Origin of the sequence: Nocardia jiangxiensis NBRC 101359 (assembly GCF_000308615.1) — a bacterium.
Classification (GTDB): domain Bacteria; phylum Actinomycetota; class Actinomycetes; order Mycobacteriales; family Mycobacteriaceae; genus Nocardia; species Nocardia jiangxiensis.
This window is the reverse complement of the sequence record NZ_BAGB01000003.1, coordinates 1-19,427: the sequence shown is the minus strand read 5'-3', so window position 1 is coordinate 19,427 and position 19,427 is coordinate 1. Positions and strand designations below refer to the sequence as shown.

Sequence of the window (19,427 nt, the reverse complement as noted above, 5' to 3'; positions counted from 1 at the left end):
CCGTAGCGAAACGGAGACTGGAATCACAGCTACGATCAGCCGGTGCCCGACGCTGCTACTGCTGTCTTGACAGACCCGACCCCCGCCGCTACTCGCGCGGCGTCCCGAGACTTCCGCACAGCGCGCCTGATCGCCCTGATCGCCGGCATCCTGGGCGCGCTGTTCGCGATCGCGACGCCGTTCCTGCCGGTGAACCAGACCACCTCCGAGGTGAACTGGCCGCAGAACGGCACGCTCGGCAACGTCGAGGCGCCGCTGATGTCGCAGGTCCCGGTGGATCTGGAGGCGAGTATTCCGTGTTCGGCGGTGACGAAGCTGCCGACCGGCGCGATGGTGCTCAACACCGCCCCGGCGCAGGGCGATCGCGCCGCACTCGAGGCACTGTTCGTCCGGGTGACCCCGGACACCATCGACGTGGTGAACCGCAATGCCATCGTGGCCTCGGCCAAGCGCTCCGAACTGCGCGGTTGCAGCACGATCCACATCGTCTCGGATATCGGTCACACGTATGCCGCGTTCGGGGGCCTGACCACGCAGGTGGATCAGCCGGGCCCGAACGGGGCGACCACGAAGGCGACCGTGCCGGTCGAGGGCACCCAGGCGGGCGATCTGCGACCGCAGGTCGTGGGCGTGTTCTCCGATCTGAAGGGAGCCGTCCCGGCGGGGCTGTCCTTCCACATGACCGTCGACTCCCGCTTCACATCCACCCCGACGCTGACCAAACTGGCGGCCTCGATCGCGGCGCTGCTGTGCACGCTGATCGCCCTGGGCGCGCTGGCCCGGCTGGATTCCGGCGACGCGCGCGGCCATCGCCGGATCTTCCCGCGGCACTGGTTGAAGCCCACCTGGGCGGACGGCGCGGTGATCGGCGCGCTGGTGGTGTGGCATTTCATCGGGGCGAACACCTCCGACGACGGCTACATCCTGACCATGGTGCGCGTCGCACCGCACGCGGGCTATCTGGCGAACTATTTCCGCTGGTACGGGGTGCCCGAGGCGCCGTTCGGCTGGTACTACGACGTCATCCAGGCGTTCGCCCACATCTCCACGGCCAGCCCCTGGGTCCGCATCCCCGCGACGCTCTGCGCCATCGCCTGTTGGATGGTGATCAGCCGCGAGGTGGTGCCGCGACTGGGCCGCGGGGTGCGTAACTCCCGCGTCGCGTTGTGGACCGGCGGGCTGGTGTTCCTGGCCTTCTGGCTGCCGTACAACAACGGCCTGCGCTCGGAACCCATTGTCGCCCTGGGCGTTCTGCTGACCTGGGTGTCCATCGAACGCGCCATCGCGACCGGACGCCTGATGCCCGCCGCGATCGCGGTGCTGGCCGCCGCGTTCACCCTGGCCGCCGCGCCGACCGGATTGAACTGCATCGCCGCACTGCTGGCCGGAATCCGCCCGCTGGTGCGAATCGTGGTGCGCCGCAGGCGCGTTCTGGCCGAATCGGGCCGCAATCGGTGGGATCGGTCGTTCCTCGGTTCGACGCTGCCGCTGCTGGCGCCGATAGCCGCGGCCGGATTCCTGGTGCTGACGGTGGTCTACAGCGATCAGACCTTCGCCGGAATCCAGGAAGCCGACCGGCTGCGACAGCAGACCGGACCGAATCTGGCCTGGTACGAGGACTATCTGCGGTACTACTACCTGTTCGTGGAGACCGTGGACGGCTCGGTGTCGCGCCGCTTCGCCTTCCTGGTGATGATCCTGTGCCTGTTCACCACGATGCTGGTGCTGCTGCGCCGGCGCCGGGTGGCGGGCATCGCGAGCGCCCCGACGTGGCGGCTGCTGGGCGTGGTGTTCGGGACGATCTTCCTGATGATGTTCAACCCGACCAAGTGGACGCACCACTTCGGCGCGTATGCCGGTATCGCCGGATCACTCGCGGCGGTGACCGCGGTGGCGGTGTCGGCGACGGCGCTGCGCTCACGCAAGAACCGCTCGATATTCCTTGCGGCGCTGCTGTTCACGCTGGCCGTGTCGTTCTCGGGCATCAACGGCTACTGGTACGTGTCGAGTTACGGCGTGCCGTGGTTCGACAAGATGGTGGTGCTGCACGGCATCAAGTCGAACACCGTGATCCTGGTGTTGTTCGGCCTGGCGGTGATCCTGGTGGGCTGGCAGGCGTTGCGCGAGGGCTACGCAAAACCGCTCGACTCCGCGAAAACCGTGCGCGGCAGGCGGATTCGTAAATTCGCCGCGATCCCGCTGACGGTCATCGCCGCGGCGATGGTGCTGTTCGAGGTGCTCTCGCTGGCCAAGGGCGCGTACTCGCAGTATCCGGCGTTCTCGCTGGCTCGCTCGAATTTCGATGCGGTGGGCGGTAATTCCTGCGGTCTGGCCAACGACGTTCTGGTGGAATCGAATCCGAACGATGGACGGTTGCAGCCGATCATCGACCGGACGAATCCGCCCGCCAAGGGTGATCCGCTCGCGGGCGCCGACCCGTCCGGATTCACGCCCAACGGCGTGCCCTCGGATCTGAAAGCCGATGCGGTGGAGGTGAAACCAGGCACCGGCAACACCTCGAGCCAGTCGGTCGGCGCGAATTTCGCCGAGGGGCAGAACGCCGGGACCGGCGGCGGTTCGATCCAGCATCCGGGCGTCAACGGCAGTACCGTCGCCCTGCCGTTCGGGTTGGATCCGGCGAAGACGCCGATCATGGGCAGCTATCAGGAGGGTCTGCAGACTCCGGCGCATCTGACCTCGAGCTGGTATCAGCTGCCCCCGCGTTCGGCGCAGTCCCCGCTGATCGTGGTGACCGCGGCCGGGCGGATCCTGTCCTACGACCAGACCGGCGCGATGCAGTACGGCCAGAATCTGGTGGTCGAATACGGCAAGCGCCAGGCCGACGGAACGGTGCTCTCGGAAGGCAGCTACGTGCCGCGCGACGTGGGTCCGGCGCCGTCCTGGCGCAATCTGCGGGTCCCGCTGGACAAGCTCGCCCCCGACACCGACGTGGTGCGCATCGTCGCGGATCGCCGGGTGCTGATCGGCGATCAGTGGCTGGCCTTCACCCCGCCGCGAGTGCCGAAACTGCAGACGCTCAACACCTTCCTGGGTCCGAAGCAGCCGGTGCTGCAGGACTGGGCGGTCGGCCTGCAGTTCCCCTGCCAGCAGCCGTTCCTGCACCGCTACGGCGTGGCGGATATGCCGAACTACCGCATCCTGCCGGACCGCCCGCTCGCGGTGAGCTCCACCGACACCTGGCAGGCCGAGGAATACGGCGGTCCGCTCGGCTTCACCCAGATGCTGGCGAGTTCCACCACCATTCCCACGTATCTGAAGGACAACTGGGCCCGCGACTGGGGTTCGCTCGAGCGCTACGACCGCTACGTCCCCGCCGCCACTCCCGCAGCCATCACGACGGGCACCGCAACCCGCTCGGGTCTGTGGTCCCCGGGCCGCATGCGCTCCTACTGAACCGGAGCGGCAGGCGGCGCGGTCGTTCCGCGCCGCCTGCCGCCGGTTCGCCTCAGGGCTCGATGCGCTCGCACCACTGGTAGACGGGGAGGTTTCCCTCGGGGGTGTCCTGGTGCCGGGGCGTGACCTTGAAACGCTCGTAGCCGCCGTGGAACTGCACCCGTAGTTCGATACCGGGCGGGGTGATCGGAACGATGCGTTGCGGCAGGTCGGCGGGCCCGCCTTCTAGTACGGCCTTCGGTGCGCTACCCATAGCTGAAGGCTCTCACATGCGGGAGGGCGGACCGGCCGAATCCGGCAAAGACACTCCGTTCAGCTGTCGTTCAGTACCCCGACGATGGCCGTTCAGCACGATCTCATCCGCGTTGCGCGCTCAACCGCAGTCTCGCGCACGAAATTACAGGCATTCCCCGCTCCGGTAGACTGCGGTGAATCCAGACGCGGCTCGGCCGCGCGGTGCCGATGGGAAGGCGTACATCTCCGTGCCGGTCGACGGACAACCCGTGGTCATGCTCACATTCGCCGGTCGTCGGGACCGCATGGAACTGCTGACCGATTATGTGCGAGAAGCATTGCGCCGGGGCATCATCGATGAATGGCACGTCTGGAACTTCTCCCGGAACGATGACGACGACAGTTGGCTGAAATCGCAATTCCCGGTGATCGGGCGCACTCCGGATGACCTGGTCTATTACCCCACGGTCCGGGTGGACACGAATTTCGAGAACACTCGAAAATTCTCCGCCCGGGTACGCGCGGGAAGCGATGTCCATATCGGGATACACCCCTTCTACCCGTCCGCACCCGCCTATGAATTGATCATCGGGGGATGGGCGAACACCCGCACCGCACTCCGGCGCATGGACGTCGCGGACCTGTTCGCGGAACGCAGCGAAGAACCACCCGTCATCGCCCAGAAGGAAACGCCCGGAATTCTTTCCGCAGTGCTGTTCCGCGATATCGAACTCACCATGGACTCGTCGGGCCTGACACTGTCGATCGACGGAAGCCCGGCATTCGAGCACCGGATGGACATGGCGCAGGGCAAGTACGACATCCATGTGAAGACCGGTTTCGGCGCCGCGGGTGAATGGCGATTCCCGGACCGGGAGGACGTCAACGAATACCTCTACCACACGGCCGGGCGCTCGGAGTCGGGCTGGTCCGAGGCGCTGGGGAGCTACGCGAACCGGGCCGAGCACTACGCCGACACGGTATTTCTCAAATGCGATGACGACATCGTCTACATCCAATTGGACAACCTCGCCGACTTCATCCGATTCCGCGCCCGCGAACGCCGGTATTTCCTGGTGAGCGCGAATGTCGTCAACAATGGCGCGTGCGCGGACCTCCAGCAACAGCAGGGTGTGTTGCCGCAGGACCTGATCCGGGTCACCCCGTCCCCGAACGACCATCACCCGTTCCTGTGGACCAGCGCCGCGATGGCGACCGATCTGCACAATTATTTCCTGGACAATCGCGAGCTGTTCGAGCAGATGCCCGATCGGCCCGTCCCGTTCAACGGCCGCATCAGCATCAACTTCGTCTCCTGGCTCGGCAGGGATATGTCCTTCATGTCCGCCGACGTGGCGGACGACGAACAAATGCTCTCCGTTCAGATACCGGAATATCTCGGCCGACAGAATTGCATATACCCGAAACTGCTGGTGAGCCATCTGACATTCTTCACGCAGGATGCGGGGTTCGGGCACGACGCGGTCCTGGGCAGATATCGGCAACTCGCGGAACAGGTGATGGCATCGTCGAACGATGTCGTCGACCACGATGATCGCCCGGCCCGGTGGACCGTCGAATCGCACGAGGAATCGGCGATCGAATGGTCCCGGAAACTCGACGAGCTACGGCATTCCCTCCGCGAGGAGATAACCAAGGAACTGCGCGATCACGTGACGTCCACCGCCAACGAGATGCTGTGGTCGATCGACGGTTACGAGCGACGTCACCGGCGCAACCTGGCTTTCGCCGCGCAGGCCGTGGCGGCCTCGGACAGCGCCCGCCTGGCGACCGACGAAATGACGACCGGCCAGGTCTTCAACACTCCGTACAACACCCTGCAGTACGCGTTGTCGCTGTGCACCGGTGACGGTCTGGCCTTGGAATTCGGCGTGTCCACCGGCGGAACGCTGCGGATCATCGCCGCGAACCGCAACGGCGGGGTATACGGATTCGATTCGTTCCACGGTCTGCCCGAGACGTGGCGGACCGGCTTTCCGGCGGGCACTTTCGCCACCGAGGAATGGCCGGAGGTGACGGGTGCGGAACTCGTCGTCGGGCTGTTCGCCGATGTGCTGCCGGAATTTCTGGACGAACATCCCGGTCCGGTGGATTTCCTGCACATCGATTGCGATCTGTACAGCTCCGCTCGCACCGTGCTCGAATTGGTCGGGCCGCGACTGCGCCGGGGCAGCATCATCGTGTTCGACGAGTACTTCAACTATCCGGGCTGGCAGCACCACGAGTATCGGGCCTGGAAGGAGTACGTGGCCGCCACGCACACCGAATTCGTCTACGAGGGTTACACCGTCGACAACGAGCAGGTCGTGGTGCGCATAACCCACACGCCCGGCGAGGACGCCTCGCCGCAGGCGTGACCGGTGCCCGCCCACCGGGATGGTGATCGGGCACCCGCGTCGTCGGCTACTACAGCGGCAGCAGGTGGTGCTTGCGCGGGTTGCGGATGAGCTTCTTGTCGCGCAGCAGCTTCATGGCGCGCCGGATCTCCAGACGCGTCGCGGAAGGTTCGATGACCGCGTCGACGTATCCGCGTTCGGCCGCCACCCAGGGGGTCGCGACGGTCGCGTTGTAGAAGTCGATCATCTGCTTGCGGATGCCCTCGCGCTGCTCCTCCGGCGCGGCGGCGATCTGCCGTCCGCCGATCAGGCTGACCGCGCTCTCCGCACCCATGACCGCGATACGGGCCGTGGGCCAGGCCAGATTGATATCCGCGCCGAGTTGCTTGGACCCCATCGCCGCGTAACCGCCGCCGTAGGACTTGCGGATCACCACGGTCACCTTCGGCACCGTGGCCTCGACGAACGCGAACAGCAACCGGCCGCCGCGCTTGATGACGCCGATCTTCTCCTGCTCCACACCGGGCATGAACCCGGGCGTATCGACGACGTACACCAGCGGAATGTCGTACGCGTCGCACATCCGCACGAAGTGCGAGGCCTTGTCCGAGGCGCGCGCGTCCAGCGAACCCGCGTACACCATCGGCTGATTCGCCACCACACCCACGGCGTGTCCGTCCACGCGGGCGAATCCGGTGATGATGTTCTTCGCCGCCGCGCCGCCGACCTCGTGGAAATCACCGTCGTCGAAGATGCGCAGCAGAATGTCGTGCATGTCGTACCCGGCGTTGTCCGAGTCCGGCACGATCGAATCCAGTTCCCGATCGGTCTCGGTGACCTCCGGCTCGAGCCCCGGATTGATCACCGGCGGAACGCCCTGGCAGCTCGACGGCATGAAGCTCAGGTAGTGCCGCACCCAGTCGAAGGCCGCCTGCTCGTCCTTGGCGATGTGGTGGACGTTGCCGTACTCGGCCTGGCTGTACGCACCGCCCAGCTCCTCGAGGCTGATGTCCTCGCCGGTCACCTCGCGCAGCACCTTCGGCCCGGTGACGAACATGTGCGCACTCTCGGTGGCGACCACGACGTCGGTGTTGATCGGCTGGTACACCGCGCCACCGGCACAGTTGCCCAGAATGATCGAGATCTGCGGAACCATGCCGGACAGCGGCTCGGTCAGCAGCGCGAGGTTGGCGTACCAGGCCAGCGAGACCACGGCCTCCTGCACGCGCGCGCCGCCGGAGTCCTGGATGCCGACGATCGGGCAGCCGACCTTGGCCGCGTACTGCATGATCATGCCGACCTTGCGGCCGAACATCTCGCCGACCGACCCGCCGTACACGGTCTGATCGTGCGAGAACACCGCCACCGGACGTCCCTCGACCTTGCCGTGCCCGACCACGACGCCGTCGCCGTACAGCGAGTCCTTGACGTTCGGGTTGCGCATCAGCGCGCCGATCTCGACGAAGGTGCCGGGATCGAGGAACATGTCTATCCGCTCGCGGGCGGAGGGAATCCCCTTCTTGGCGCGCTTGGCCACACCGGCTTCGCCGGCCGGTTCCTGGGCAAGTTCGAGCTTCTTGCGCAGATCGGCAAGCTTCTCCGCCGTGGTGTTCACTGGGCTCCCTTCGCAATTTCCGCGAGTTTCAGGGTGAGGTCTGCCCCGATCGTTGCGATACGTGGTTCGTCGATGATCTGGAGATGATCCCCCGGGATGTGGATGATTTCCAGACTCGGGATGAAATCGTCCCAGCCGCCGTTGGGCAGCCGGTCCGCGTAGCGGGGTTCGATCTCGATGATGCCGTCGTGGTAGCGATCGGCGAGGTACAGCACGGTGTCGCCGTCGTAGTGCGACGGACGGGTCTTCTCGAGGTCCCGGCCATCCAGCCACGAGGTGCGCTGATGTTCGATGACGCCGCCGGGAATCTTGACGTCGGCGAACTTCATCAGCTCCATGATGATCTGGTACTGCTCCTCGTCGGAGGCCTCGGCCAGCTCGTCGAGCATGTCGTCGTCCAGTTCGCCCTTGATGCCGTAGGTCTTCTGGGCGAACTCCTGGAACCGCTCGACGCGCGCACGACGGCCCTTCGGGCTGTTGTCCTCCGGCTCGACCGGAATCGCGAGATCGATCAGACCGACCAGGCGCACGTCGTCACCGGCGGCGCGCATCACCTGACCGACGCCGAGCGCGAACACCGCACCCAACGACCAGCCGTACAGCACGTACGGACCGTCCGGATGCAGTGCGCGGATCTTGTCCGCGTACTCCCGGGAGCGATCCTCGATCGAACCCTCGATGCGTTCGAACCCGTACATCGGGGTGTCGTCGGGCAGCCGCTTGAGCAGCGGCTCGTACACCAGCGTATTACCGCCCGAGGGGTGGAAGACGAAGACCGGCAACGCATTCGAGCCCTCGACGGGTGCGCGCAGGGTGCGCACGTAACCGTCGACGTCGCCCTCCTGATGTTCGCGCACGATGTTCGCGAGCTGTTCGATGGTCTCGCCGGCGCGCACGTCGGCCGCGGTGACCTCCGAGCCGAGCCGCTCGGTGAGCCGTTCGGCCAGCTTCTGCGCGGTGGACTCGTCCAATTGCGGCAGGGCGTCGAAGATCCCGCCCGCGGACTTGCCGACGATGGTCGCCCAGGTGGCGTAGGCCAGTCGTTCGGCGGCGTCACGGGGTGGGATGTTCGCCTCGGCTGCCTTGGCGAGGTCCGCGGGAGTCGACTCCGCGGATTTCGCCTCGAACTCACCGGACTCGGTTGTCGCAGCGGGCTTTTGGGCTTCGGCAGGCTTCCCGGCCTCGGCGACCTTGGCCTTCACCACCGCGGCCGGATCGTGCCCGGCCTCCACCGCGGCGCGGGCCGCGGCGACGAATTCGTCGTCCACGGCGAGCGTTCCGCCCTCGGCGGCCTGCTTCTCCGCCATGGCGACCATCTCGTCGCGGTGCTCGATGGCGTAGTGCAGCACCTTGCCGACCTCGTGCAGGCTGGCATCGCGCACCGCCGCGATCTGCAGCTGCGGAATGTCGAATTCGTATTCGACGCGGTTCTTGATCCGCATGGCCATCAGCGAATCCAGACCCAGCTCCATCAGCGGGATCTCCATCGGCAGATCCTCCACGGCGTAACCCATGGATTCCGCGACGATGATCGCCAGGCGCTCCTCGACCGTCTCACTGCTGGCCGGATCCCAGCGCTCACCGAATTCGGCGAGCACGACCGGACCGTCCTCGGCGGCAACAGCCGGCACCGCAACGGCTTCCACGGCAGCCGGAGTCGTCGCGACCGGGGCCACACCTGCCGAAGACGAGGTGATCACCGCTTCGAACAACAGCCGGAAAGCGTTGTCCTGCTTGGCATGCACCTGCACCGACGCACCACCGGGATGCGGGGTCAGCGTGGTGGTCAACGTGCCCGAGGCGGGCACCGGCGAATGTGCCACGGCCGCACCGACAACGGCGTCGGCGAGCACCTGCGACGCGGCGGCGGCGACCAGTTCGGGCAGTCCGGCCACGGCCGCGGCCTGCACCTCCCAGGCGTGCCGGCCGTCGGGCATCGCGACATGCGCACCCGGCGCGCGGCCGCTTCCCGAACCGGTGGGGAGACTGACCTTGGGCCAGTATTCCTTGCGCAGGAAGGCCGTTCGCGGAATGTCGGCGTAGTCACCGGCGCCCAGCAGCGAGGACAGATCGACCTTGTGTCCCTGCACGTACAGCTGGGCGAGCGCGGAGATGATGCCCGCGGACTCGTCCTCCTTGCGCTTGAGCGTCGCGATCAATGCCGCGTTGTGCACTCCGGCGGCGAAGGTGGTGCCCAGAACCTGCATCAGCGCAATGGAATTCGGCGCCAGCTCGAGGAACGTGGTGATCCCGGCGTCCACGGCCTGGCGCACCGCATTGGTGAAGTACACCGAGTGACGCATATTGGTCACCCAGTAGTCGACGTCGTGCACCGGATCCGAACCGGCGCGGTACACCACGCTCTTGTGCACGGTCGAATACAGATCGACCGTCGGCTTGGTCGGCTCGATACCGGCCAGCTCGGCCGCCAGCTCACCCAGCAGCGGATCCATCTGCGAGGTGTGCCCCGCGCCGCGGGTCTGCAGGACGCGGGCGAATTTGCCCTCGGCCTCGGCCCGCGCGACGATCGCGTGCACCTGATCCGGCGGGCCGCCGATCACGGTGTTGGTGGGCGCGGCGTACACGGCCACCTCGATATCCGGGAATTCCGGCAGCAGCGCGTCGACGTCCTCGGCGCTGTACTCCAACAGCGCCATGTTGCGGATGTCGGAGTCGGGCAACATCTCGTCGCCCTCCTTCATCAGCCGCGAACGCGCGCAGATCACCCGGACCGCATCCTCGAGCGGCAGGCCGCCGGACAGATACGAACCGGCCGCCTCACCCTGGGAATGTCCGACGATGGCCGAGGGCTCGGCGCCGTGCGCGCGCAGCAGCGCGGCGATACCCAGCTGGATGGCGAACACGCCGACCTGCGAGGTGCCGATATCCCAGTCCTGCGCATCGTCGAGCATCATCTCGCGCACCGAGTATCCGGCCTCGTCCTGCACCAGTTCGTCGACCTCGTCGATGGTGCGGGAGAAGATCGAATTCTCCAGGTACAGCTGCTTACCCATCTTGCGATGGTGCGAGCCGAAGCCCGACAGCACCCACATCGCACCCTTCGCGGCGGGCGCGTCGGCGGTGAACACACCCTGCCCCGGCTTGCCCGTGGCCAGGGCGCGCAGACCGGCGACGGCCTCCTCGCGGGTGGTCGCCACGACGACGCCGCGCGAGCGGCCGTGGTTGCGCTTGGCCAGCGACCGTGCCACATCGGCGAGCGGAACATCCTGTGCCGCATCGGATTCCAGCCAGTCGGCCAGCTGCTGCGCGGCATGGCGACGACGCGAGGGCAGATAGGCCGAGACCGGCAGGATCACCGGCAGCGGCTCGGTGCGCTCCGCGGTCCATTCCGGCGCATCGGATTCGGCACTCCCGTCGGTCCGGTCCAGGATGGCCTCGGCGTCGGCGACGATATCGGTGGTCTCGGCGTCCGGATCCGTTGTGCCGCTTGCCTCCGGGGCCTGCGCCTCGGCGGTCGCGGGCACGTATTCCTGGATCACGACGTGCGCGTTGGTGCCGCCGAATCCGAAGCCGGACACGCCGATCGTGGCGGTGCCGCTGTAGCGCGGGAATTCGGTCGGCGCGTCGACGATCTTCAGATGCGCTTCGTCGAACTGGATGTACGGGTTCGGGCCCGCGAACCGGATGTTCGGCGGAATGACGTTGTGCTGCAACGACATGATCACCTTGGCCAGGCTCGCCGCACCCGCGCCGGACTCCAGGTGACCGAAGTTGGTCTTGGCCGAGCCGAGCAGCGCGGGCTTGTCCTCGTCGCGTCCGCGACCCACGATGCGGCCCAGCGCACTCGCCTCGATCGGATCGCCGATCAGGGTGCCGGTGCCGTGCGCCTCGATGTAATCGACTGTGGAGGGCGCGATTCCGGCGTCGCGGTAGGCGCGGCGCAGCACATCGGCCTGCGCCTCGGGATTGGGCGCGAGCAGGCCGTTGGACCGGCCGTCGTTGTTGATCGCGGTGCCCTTGATCACCGCGTGGATGGTGTCACCGTCGCGTTCGGCGTCCGCGAGCCGCTTGAGCACCACCAGACCGGCGCCCTCGGACCGGATCATGCCGTCGGCGTCGGCGGAGAACGCCTTGATGTGGCCGTCCTTCGCGAACGCCCCGATGGCGTCGAAACCCAGCGAGCCCGCGGGCGCGAGCAGCATGTTCACCCCGCCCGCGAGGGCCAGGTCGGCATCGCCCGAGCGCAGATCGCGCACGGCCTGATGCACCGCGACCAGCGCCGAGGAGCACGCGGTGTCGACCGCGACCGACGGGCCGCGGAAGTCGTAGAAGTACGAGACGCGGTTGGAGATGATCGCCGAGGAACTACCCGTGATCGCGTAGGCGTCGGCCGAGGCGGGCGCATCCGGATCGGAATTGCCGGCGCCCAGCACCGCGAGCAGCTGGAAGTCGTTGGTCGAGCTGCCGACGTACACGCCGACCGACTCGCCCTTCAGCCCGCTCGCGGGAATCCTGGCGTGCTCCAACGCTTCCCAGGTCAGTTCCAGCATCAGCCGCTGCTGCGGATCCACCCGCGCCACCTCGACCGGCGACATCGCGAAGAACTCGGCGTCGAAGCCCTTGACGACGTCCTGGTCCAGATAACCACCCAGGGTGTTGGCCGCGGCCACGGCCTCGGCGACCTCCGGATCGGCGGTGAACTCCGACCACCGGCCCGGCGGCAGATCCCGGATGGCATCGCCGCCGCCGATCAGGAATTCCCACGTCGACTCGGGGGTTTCGCCCGCACCCGGCAGCCGGGTGGACAGGCCCACGATCGCGATATCGTGCGCCGCGCCCGACTGATATCCGGCGGTGTAGAAGGAATCGTCGGTGGTCTCCTCGGGAAGTTCGGGCTCCCCGTTGATGATTCGCTCCGCCAGCGAGGCGATCGTCGGATGCTGGTACACGATCGTCGCGTTCAGCATCACGCCGGTCAGCTCCTCGACATCGCCGCCGAGTGCGATGGCATCGCGCGAGGCCAGGCCGAACTCCTCCATCGGCCGGTCCACCGTGATGCTCTCGATCGGCTGGCCGGTCGCATCGGCGACCCAGCGCTGCAACCACTCGCGCAGTTCGGCCACCGACATCCCGGCGCCCGCGGCGGGCTGCGAATCGCCCGTCTTCGCTACTGCCGCAGTCGATTCCGCGTTCTCGCTCGACGCCGCGGCGGTGCCTTCGGCAGACTCCGCGTGCGCGGCGGCGGTCTCGGTCGTCTGGGTGCCCTCGTTATCAGCCATCAATCCTCAAGCTACCTGTGTCCGGGTGGTGCGCGGGCAGGGAACGACGGCCGAAATCGCCGTCACGTCACTCTTCATCGGGTGCATCGGGGAATGCCTGCTGTGTGTAACCGCCACGCAGCGTGCCTTCCAGATACGAGGCCTTGCAGGCGCGGCGGGCGATCTTGCCGCTCGAAGTGCGGGGGATCGAACCCGCCGGAACCAACAGTACGTCGCGAACGGTAACACCGTGGCGCTGCGAGATCGCACCGCGTACCGCATCGGCGATCGGCAGCGGATCGGCCTTACCCGCACCCGGTCCGCGCTCGGCCACGACCACCAGCTGTTCGGAGGAGTCCTCGGGGTCGAACTGCAGACCCGAATGGCTGCCCGCCTCGAACACCTCGGCCGGCAGCTGATTCGCGGGCACCGAGAAGGCGGCGATGAAACCGGGGCGCAGCGCGTTGCTGGCCTCCTGCGCCGAGTACTCCAGATCCTGCGGGTAGTGGTTGCGGCCGTCGACGATCACCAGGTCCTTCACGCGGCCGGTGATGTACAGCTCGCCATCGATGTACACGCCGTAGTCGCCGGTGCGCAGCCAGATACCGTCCTGCGGCGAACCCTCGGCGTGCGAGCCCTCGGGCTGCCGGTGCGTCAGCTGGTTCTTGAAGGTCTTGCGGGTCTCCTCGTCCCGACCCCAGTACCCGATGCCGATGTTGTCGCCGTGCAACCAGATCTCACCGACCCGGCCCTCGGGCAGCTCGCGCGCGCCCTCGGCGCTGTCGATGGAGTCGCCGTCGACGATCGCCGCCCACTGCGACAACGCGATATAACCGCAGCTGACCTGCGGGATCGCGTTGGGCGTGCCCTGCTCGACCTTGACCACGCGACCGCCGTTGAGCTCGTCGCGGTCGACGTAGATGACCTTCGCCTCGTCCTCGTGCCGCGTCGCGGAGACGAACAACGTCGCCTCGGCCATGCCGTAGCAGGGCTTGATGGCCGTCTTGGGCAGGCCGTACGGCGCGAACGCCTCGTTGAACTTCTTCATCGACGAGGTCGTCACCGGCTCACTGCCGTTGATCAACCCGATGACGTTCGACAGGTCCAGCGTCTCGCCGTTGCGCGGCAGACCCCGCGCGGCGGCGTGCTCGAACGCGAAGTTCGGCGCCGCGGCGAAGGTGCCCGCACCGTCGGAGACCGCGGCCAGTTCCTTGATCCACCGGTACGGACGCCGCACGAAAGCGCTCGGGGACATGATGGTGATGTACTTGCCGCCGATCGCGGGCAGGATCACGCAGAGCAGGCCCATGTCGTGGAACAGCGGCAGCCAGGTGACCCCGCGCGAATTCCAGTCCAGATTGATCGCGTTGACCATCTGCAGCAGGTTCGTGCCCACCGCGCGGTGGGTGATCTCCACACCGGCCGGAGTGCGCGTCGATCCCGAGGTGTACTGCAGGTACGCGATATCGTCGACGTCGACCTCGGGAACGACCCATTTGTCGCCGAGGGCATCGGGCACGGCGTCCACGGCGATGATGCGGGGACGTTGCGCGGCGGGCAGGGCACGGAAGAGCTGGCGCACGCCGGCGGCGGAGGAGCTCGCCGTCAGGATCGCCGAGGGCTCGCTGTCGGCCAGCACCGCATGCAACCGGTCGGTGTGACCGGGCTCGTCCGGATCGAACAGCGGCACCGAGATGCAGCCCGCGTAAATCGCGGCGAAGAAGGAGATCACATAGTCCAGACCCTGCGGCGCCAGAATCGCCACTCGATCGCCCGGCTTGCTCACCTGCTGCAGGCGCGCGGCCACCGCGCGCAGCCGGACACCGAATTCCTTCCAGGTCAGGTCCTGGTACTCACCGTCGCGCTCACGTGAGTAGTCGATGTATCGATAAGCAAGAGTGTTCGCGTCATTGCGGGTGTGCTTCTCGACGTAGTCGACCAGGGTACGACCCTCGGGAATTCTGATGTTCCCGGTTTCGTCCAGGTAGTCGTCGAAAGTCTCGTCCGTCATTCCTTCTCCTCCGAGGCACACGCAGCACGGCGCCATGGCCGCTGATACCTGTGAGGCCCCGACTCTCTTACGCCCGCGGCCGCTCTTCGTGCAAGAGCCTGCCTGCAGCTTTGTCGGCGGTCTGCGCGGTGACCGCCTATCGGTTAGATGTATTCAAAACCAGAGACATGGTACAGAGCGGGCACCGTGGCAGTCAGCTCAGCGGACCCAACCTGTTGCGGACCACACCCCGTGGCCCGATTCCGCTCTACTGTCACGATGTCGCCACCCCGTGACGACGAAATCTCCGGCACGAGGACATCCGTCCGGGTCGGAAACGCTCCACTATAGAACATCGACCCGTCCCGAAACACGTTACGGATATCTCCACTGATCTCACCGGATGTGCCGATCACCACAGTCGGCGAGAGACGGGCGCCGATGCGCGGGACACGTTCGGTGAACGCGTCCACATCGCCGCGGTGCTGATTGCCCTCGCCTGCCGTCACGGGGAGCACCCGCGGCGGCGTGCCCGGCGCGGTCGTACGACCGGCCGGTGCAGCGACTTGTGTCATGAACCCATGCTCCTGACCCTGCGGAAATCGGTGCGACGCCGGTCGGTCCCGATGGAACCGGCTCCGGCGTCGCGATCAGAGGTGCACTTTACAGCCTATGAGGCGAACCGAGGGGTTCTCGCCGGGTACTCCCTGCGAGGACTCCCGATGAGGACCTCACGAACCCGCTCACGAGTGCTTCGGATACGGCGCACCCTTGACCAGACCCTCGGCCCAGCCCGCGGTCCACTGCGTCGCGGTGGTGCGCTCGCTCGCATCGACCACGAACGAGTTGTACAGGCTGTGGATCGGATTCCCGGCCGCGCGGACCAGCGTCAACGCACTCGGGATCATGTTGGCCGGCGTCAGCGCCTGATTCGGCGCATCGCAGATCAGATCGCCCTTCGCGCAGATGGTGTAGGTGCGGTCGGCCACCTTGCCGAATCCCGCACGGGCCCCGGTCATGCTGATGCCCGGCACGCTCAGCCCCTTCAGGGTGACCTCCGCGCCCACGCCCGTCGGCACCGGGCCGACCTCGATCGCCTGTCCGGGTCCCGGCTCGCGGCGGCCGTCGGCGATGAGCATCACCCCGAGCACCTGATCGGCCGGAACCGGGCCCTTGTCCGCGCCGATATCGGCCGCGATATCACCGGCGATCACTGCGCCCTGCGAGAAACCGGCGATCACATAGGTGGTCAAGGGGCATTTCTGGTACATCGTGGTCAGCTCGGCCACCGCCCGCGAGGTGCCCTCGGACCGGCTGACGTTGTACGAGGCCTGACCGTCCGGCGGGAAGGCGATCGGGTTGGAGAACTGCGCGACGTACGGGACGGTGTAGACGTCCAGGCGGCTGCCCGCGAACTGCTGCTGCACCGGTTTGGTGACGTTCAGCATCAGTGACGCCGGATTCGCGGTCGGATTGTGCGGATCGTCGTTGCTGCTGGACTCCCAGGTGCCCGGAATCGCCAGCAACTGCACATCCGGACAGGAAGCCGATTGCGAGGTCGGCTTCTTGGTCGTTCCCGGCGGCGTCGGCACGGGCACGTGCGAACACCCGGCCAGCATGTACCACAGCAGAATCACGATGACGACGATCACCGCGAGAACCGCGAGCACCGTCAGACATCCCGCACCCCGGCGTCGCCGTCCGCGCACGCCCCTGCCGTATCCCGAACGTCGCGGCGTCACTTGTTGCAGTACGTCTGGTTGGCTACATCGACATAGGTCTGGCCGAGCTGAGCGATCGGCATCTTGTTCGGATCATAGGAAGGATCCTGGCCGGCCATCGCGTTCACGTAGGTCTGGATCTCCTGCGGTGACACGTTGCTCTTCTTCGCCTGGCAGATGTAGTTGGCCACGGCCAGCGGGATGTCCGGGGAGGACACCGTGACCCCGCGCGCCTTGAGCGCGTCCAGGAACGCCTGATCCTTCGCGGTGATCTTCGGGGTGGCCAGCGTCGGCGTCACGGCGGCCGGTGGCGGCTCGTTCGTGGTGGTCGTGGGGGCAGCATTCGTGGTGCTGTCGGCGATGCTGGGCGCGGACGTCGTGGTGGTCGCCGCAGCCGTGGTGGTCGAGGTCTTCAGCGTCGGCGTGCTCGATGCGGTCGAGTCGTTGCCGCCACAGCCGGTGAGCAACAGGACGGAGGCGATCGCGACGGCCGCACCCGCGGCCGCACCGCGTCCGGCGAGGCCGGCAGCCTTTCCACTGGTCCGAAGCATGAATTCGTATCCTCGATCTGGGTCAGGGCAGAAGGTCGCCGTCCAGGCTAGCCGCATCCACGAAGAACCCCCACCGTCCACGGCCCGCCAACAGCGAGGTTCGCGGCCGGACAACCTCGAGGTTCGCGGCCGGACACCTCGTTCCGCCAACCCCGGACAACGCCAGCCGCAAGGTTCGCGGCCCGTCTCGCCGGTCGGACGCGTGGCGGGTGCGAGGAACGAGTACCCGACACGGGGCCGACCGGCGAGACTCAGGGGGCCGCGAACCCGCCGGAGCGAAGCGGAGGCCAAAGACACAGCACCCGCCGGAGCGAAGCGGAGGCCAAAGACACAGCACCCGCCGGAGCGAAGCGGAGGCCAAATATCACAGCCCGTGGATTTCCGGCTTCCCGTTGTGAAAAACGATGAAGCCGGTTTGGAAGTTCTGCTGTACGCCGCCGGGGACCGGGAACTCGTCGCTGATCGGGTAGCCGAGCTTGCCGTGCTCGAAGCCCTGCCGGCCCCAGGCGTCCATGATCGGTCCGTTGCGTACCGCCCACGCGCCCGAGAGCGGGCTCCAGTAGATGTTGCCGCCCTCGAAGCGGCTGATCCGACCGGCGTTGGCGACCGGCTGTTCCTCGGCGATCGGGAAGCCCAGGAAGCTGTTCTCGAAACCGAGCTGCGCGTACTTGCCCAGGATCAGCCCGACCACCCGATGGGCTCCGGTCTTGGCGCTGAAGTACATCGGGCCGTTCTGGAAGCCCTGCACCACACCGTCCCGGTTCGGCGTCCTGGTCTCCGGTCCCGTCGGATATCCGGCCGGGCCGCGCTCGGATCCCTGTTTGCCCCACGCCTCCAGGATCGCCCCGCGCACCACCTGGGCTCCGGTCTGCGGAGTCCAATAGATCACGCCGTTGCCGAAGCTCTGGAAACGTCCGTGGCCGTCGGGCAGCGGGCGTTCGTCGGAGACCGGAAGTCCCAGTGGCCCAGCGGGTCCCGCGGTCGCCTGATAGGTGCCGCTGATCGCACCGGCCACCGGATGCGCACCGGCGGACGGGGACCAGAACACCTGGCCGCCGTGGAAGTCCTGCGCGCTGCCACCGGCCACCTGGTATTCGCCGGTGGTGCACGAGCCGAGCCAGGAGCCGATCTTCGCCGCGCCCGCGATCGCGCCGCCGGAGTTGCAGGCGGGGGCGTCGGCCTGCAGGCCGAGCGCTTGTGCGGCCTGCGGCCAGGACTGTCGCATCTCGAAATCCCAGTACGGCCACGAGTGCGTGCCCGAGGGGCGATATTCCGTGGTCACCGGGATCGCCAGTTTGTTCAGCTTGCTGACGAAGTTCTGAGTGGTCAGGCGGGACAGGATCTCGAGGCCCATCCCGGTGACATTCGTGCTGACCCCCGGCGCGACGCCGGACGGCGAGTCGAAGGTGCCGGTGGTGCCCGCGCCCGCCGAGACGTACAGGCTGATTCCCTTCAACTTCTCGGCGAGACCGGCGGGATCGTGTGCGGCCCATTCCGAGCTGGTCGGCGGACCCCACATGTCGTTCGCGTCGAAGCCGCCCGCATCGCGCATCGCGAACATGATCGCCTGCGGCATGCCCAGCGTCGTGGTGGTCAGGAAGCCCGAATACGAGGCCGCGTACTTCACCCAGTTCGGATTGCGCCCAGCCAGGAACATCGCGGCGGTGCCGCCCATCGACAGACCCTCGACGCCGCGCACCGCCGTGGCTCGCCACTGGTTCTCGAGGACGGGGGACAGTTCCTTGGTCAGGAATGTCTCCCACTGATAGTTCTTGCCGTTGTCCTGGCGCGCCCAGTCGGAGTAGAAGCTGGATTGACCGCCGATCGGCAGTACGACCAGTGCATCCTTGTCGGCGTAGAAGTCGATCGCACCGGCGTCGTGGGTCCAGCCGCTGAAATCGTCGGTCGCGCGCAGACCGTCGAGCATGATCAGCTGCGGGAAACGCATGTCCGGGTGGGTGTACCAATCGCGCGGCAACAGCAGCTGCACCTGGACCGGCGTTGCCATCGACGGCGAATTGATCCACAACGAAACCCACCGGCTCGTCAACCACACCACCTTCTGCACGCTCGCCCCACCCAGCAGCGGGGCCGGCGCGGGCGCGGGCTTGGCCTGTGGTGCAGGAGCCGGTTGCGCCGCCTGCGGCGCGGGAGCCGGTTGCGCAGCCTGCGGTGCGGGAGCCGGAGCGGGAGGCTGCGCAGGCGCGGCCTGCGGCGCGGCGGGCTGTGGCGCGGCCGGGGCAGGAGCCGCGGGCTGCACGCCCGCCGCCGGTGTCGCCCCGGGCGCTGGTGGAGGCGCGGCAGGGGCAGCCGGGGCGGGAGCAGG

At 67.1% G+C, this 19,427-nt stretch carries 10 protein-coding genes; 2 read left to right on the top strand and 8 right to left on the bottom strand.

The window, feature by feature from the left end:
- The first annotated feature begins 42 nt into the window (after nt 1-42).
- Entirely contained in the window at nt 43-3,414 is a 3,372-nt protein-coding gene (locus ON40_RS00910) for an arabinosyltransferase domain-containing protein (RefSeq protein WP_040817302.1), read from the top strand.
- 52 nt (nt 3,415-3,466) lie between these two features.
- Here the strand turns inward: ON40_RS00910 and ON40_RS00905 are convergent, their stop codons facing one another.
- Nucleotides 3,467-3,667 (bottom strand): DUF5988 family protein, encoded by a 201-nt coding sequence (locus ON40_RS00905; RefSeq protein ID WP_040817300.1) that lies wholly within the window; start codon nt 3,665-3,667, stop codon nt 3,467-3,469.
- A 175-nt stretch (nt 3,668-3,842) separates the two neighbouring features.
- Here ON40_RS00905 and ON40_RS49475 point away from each other — a divergent pair, with 175 nt between their 5' ends.
- Complete coding sequence (locus tag ON40_RS49475; RefSeq protein ID WP_083895322.1) at nt 3,843-6,026, top strand: class I SAM-dependent methyltransferase; 2,184 nt, start codon at nt 3,843-3,845, stop codon at nt 6,024-6,026.
- Between the two features lie 49 nt (nt 6,027-6,075).
- Here the strand turns inward: ON40_RS49475 and ON40_RS00895 are convergent, their stop codons facing one another.
- From ON40_RS00895 to ON40_RS00865, 7 genes are all read right to left on the bottom strand, one after another.
- Nucleotides 6,076-7,620, bottom strand: a complete 1,545-nt coding sequence (locus ON40_RS00895; protein ID WP_040817297.1) for an acyl-CoA carboxylase subunit beta — start codon at nt 7,618-7,620, stop codon at nt 6,076-6,078.
- Complete coding sequence (pks13, locus tag ON40_RS00890) at nt 7,617-12,860, bottom strand: polyketide synthase Pks13 (protein ID WP_083895321.1); 5,244 nt, start codon at nt 12,858-12,860, stop codon at nt 7,617-7,619. The genes ON40_RS00895 and pks13 overlap by 4 nt, the downstream gene beginning before the upstream one ends.
- Nucleotides 12,861-12,927: 67 nt before the next feature.
- Nucleotides 12,928-14,850: a long-chain-fatty-acid--AMP ligase FadD32 gene (fadD32, locus tag ON40_RS00885; RefSeq protein WP_040817296.1), complete on the bottom strand. Its 1,923-nt coding sequence runs from the start codon at nt 14,848-14,850 to the stop codon at nt 12,928-12,930.
- Nucleotides 14,851-14,993: 143 nt separating this feature from the next.
- On the bottom strand, nt 14,994-15,404 hold the full coding sequence (locus ON40_RS00880) for a hypothetical protein (RefSeq protein WP_157186149.1): 411 nt from the start codon (nt 15,402-15,404) through the stop codon (nt 14,994-14,996).
- Nucleotides 15,405-15,572: 168 nt separating this feature from the next.
- Entirely contained in the window at nt 15,573-16,538 is a 966-nt protein-coding gene (locus ON40_RS00875; RefSeq protein WP_051192501.1) for a cutinase family protein, read from the bottom strand.
- Nucleotides 16,539-16,567: 29 nt separating this feature from the next.
- Nucleotides 16,568-17,101, bottom strand: a complete 534-nt coding sequence (locus ON40_RS00870; protein WP_051192479.1) for a DUF732 domain-containing protein — start codon at nt 17,099-17,101, stop codon at nt 16,568-16,570.
- A 364-nt stretch (nt 17,102-17,465) separates the two neighbouring features.
- Nucleotides 17,466-19,361, bottom strand: coding sequence for an alpha/beta hydrolase-fold protein (locus ON40_RS00865; protein WP_083895320.1), 1,896 nt, complete (start codon nt 19,359-19,361; stop codon nt 17,466-17,468).
- Nucleotides 19,362-19,427 lie beyond the last annotated feature (66 nt).

Excerpts from the sequence above, each read along its gene's own strand:
- fadD32 (WP_040817296.1), bottom strand. The coding sequence starts at position 14,850 with ATGACGGACGAGACTTTCGACGACTACCTGGACGAAACCGGGAACATC.
- pks13 (WP_083895321.1), bottom strand. The coding sequence starts at position 12,860 with ATGGCTGATAACGAGGGCACCCAGACGACCGAGACCGCCGCCGCGCAC.
- ON40_RS00905 (WP_040817300.1), bottom strand. The coding sequence starts at position 3,667 with ATGGGTAGCGCACCGAAGGCCGTACTAGAAGGCGGGCCCGCCGACCTG.
- ON40_RS00870 (WP_051192479.1), bottom strand. The coding sequence starts at position 17,101 with ATGCTTCGGACCAGTGGAAAGGCTGCCGGCCTCGCCGGACGCGGTGCG.
- ON40_RS00880 (WP_157186149.1), bottom strand. The coding sequence starts at position 15,404 with ATGACACAAGTCGCTGCACCGGCCGGTCGTACGACCGCGCCGGGCACG.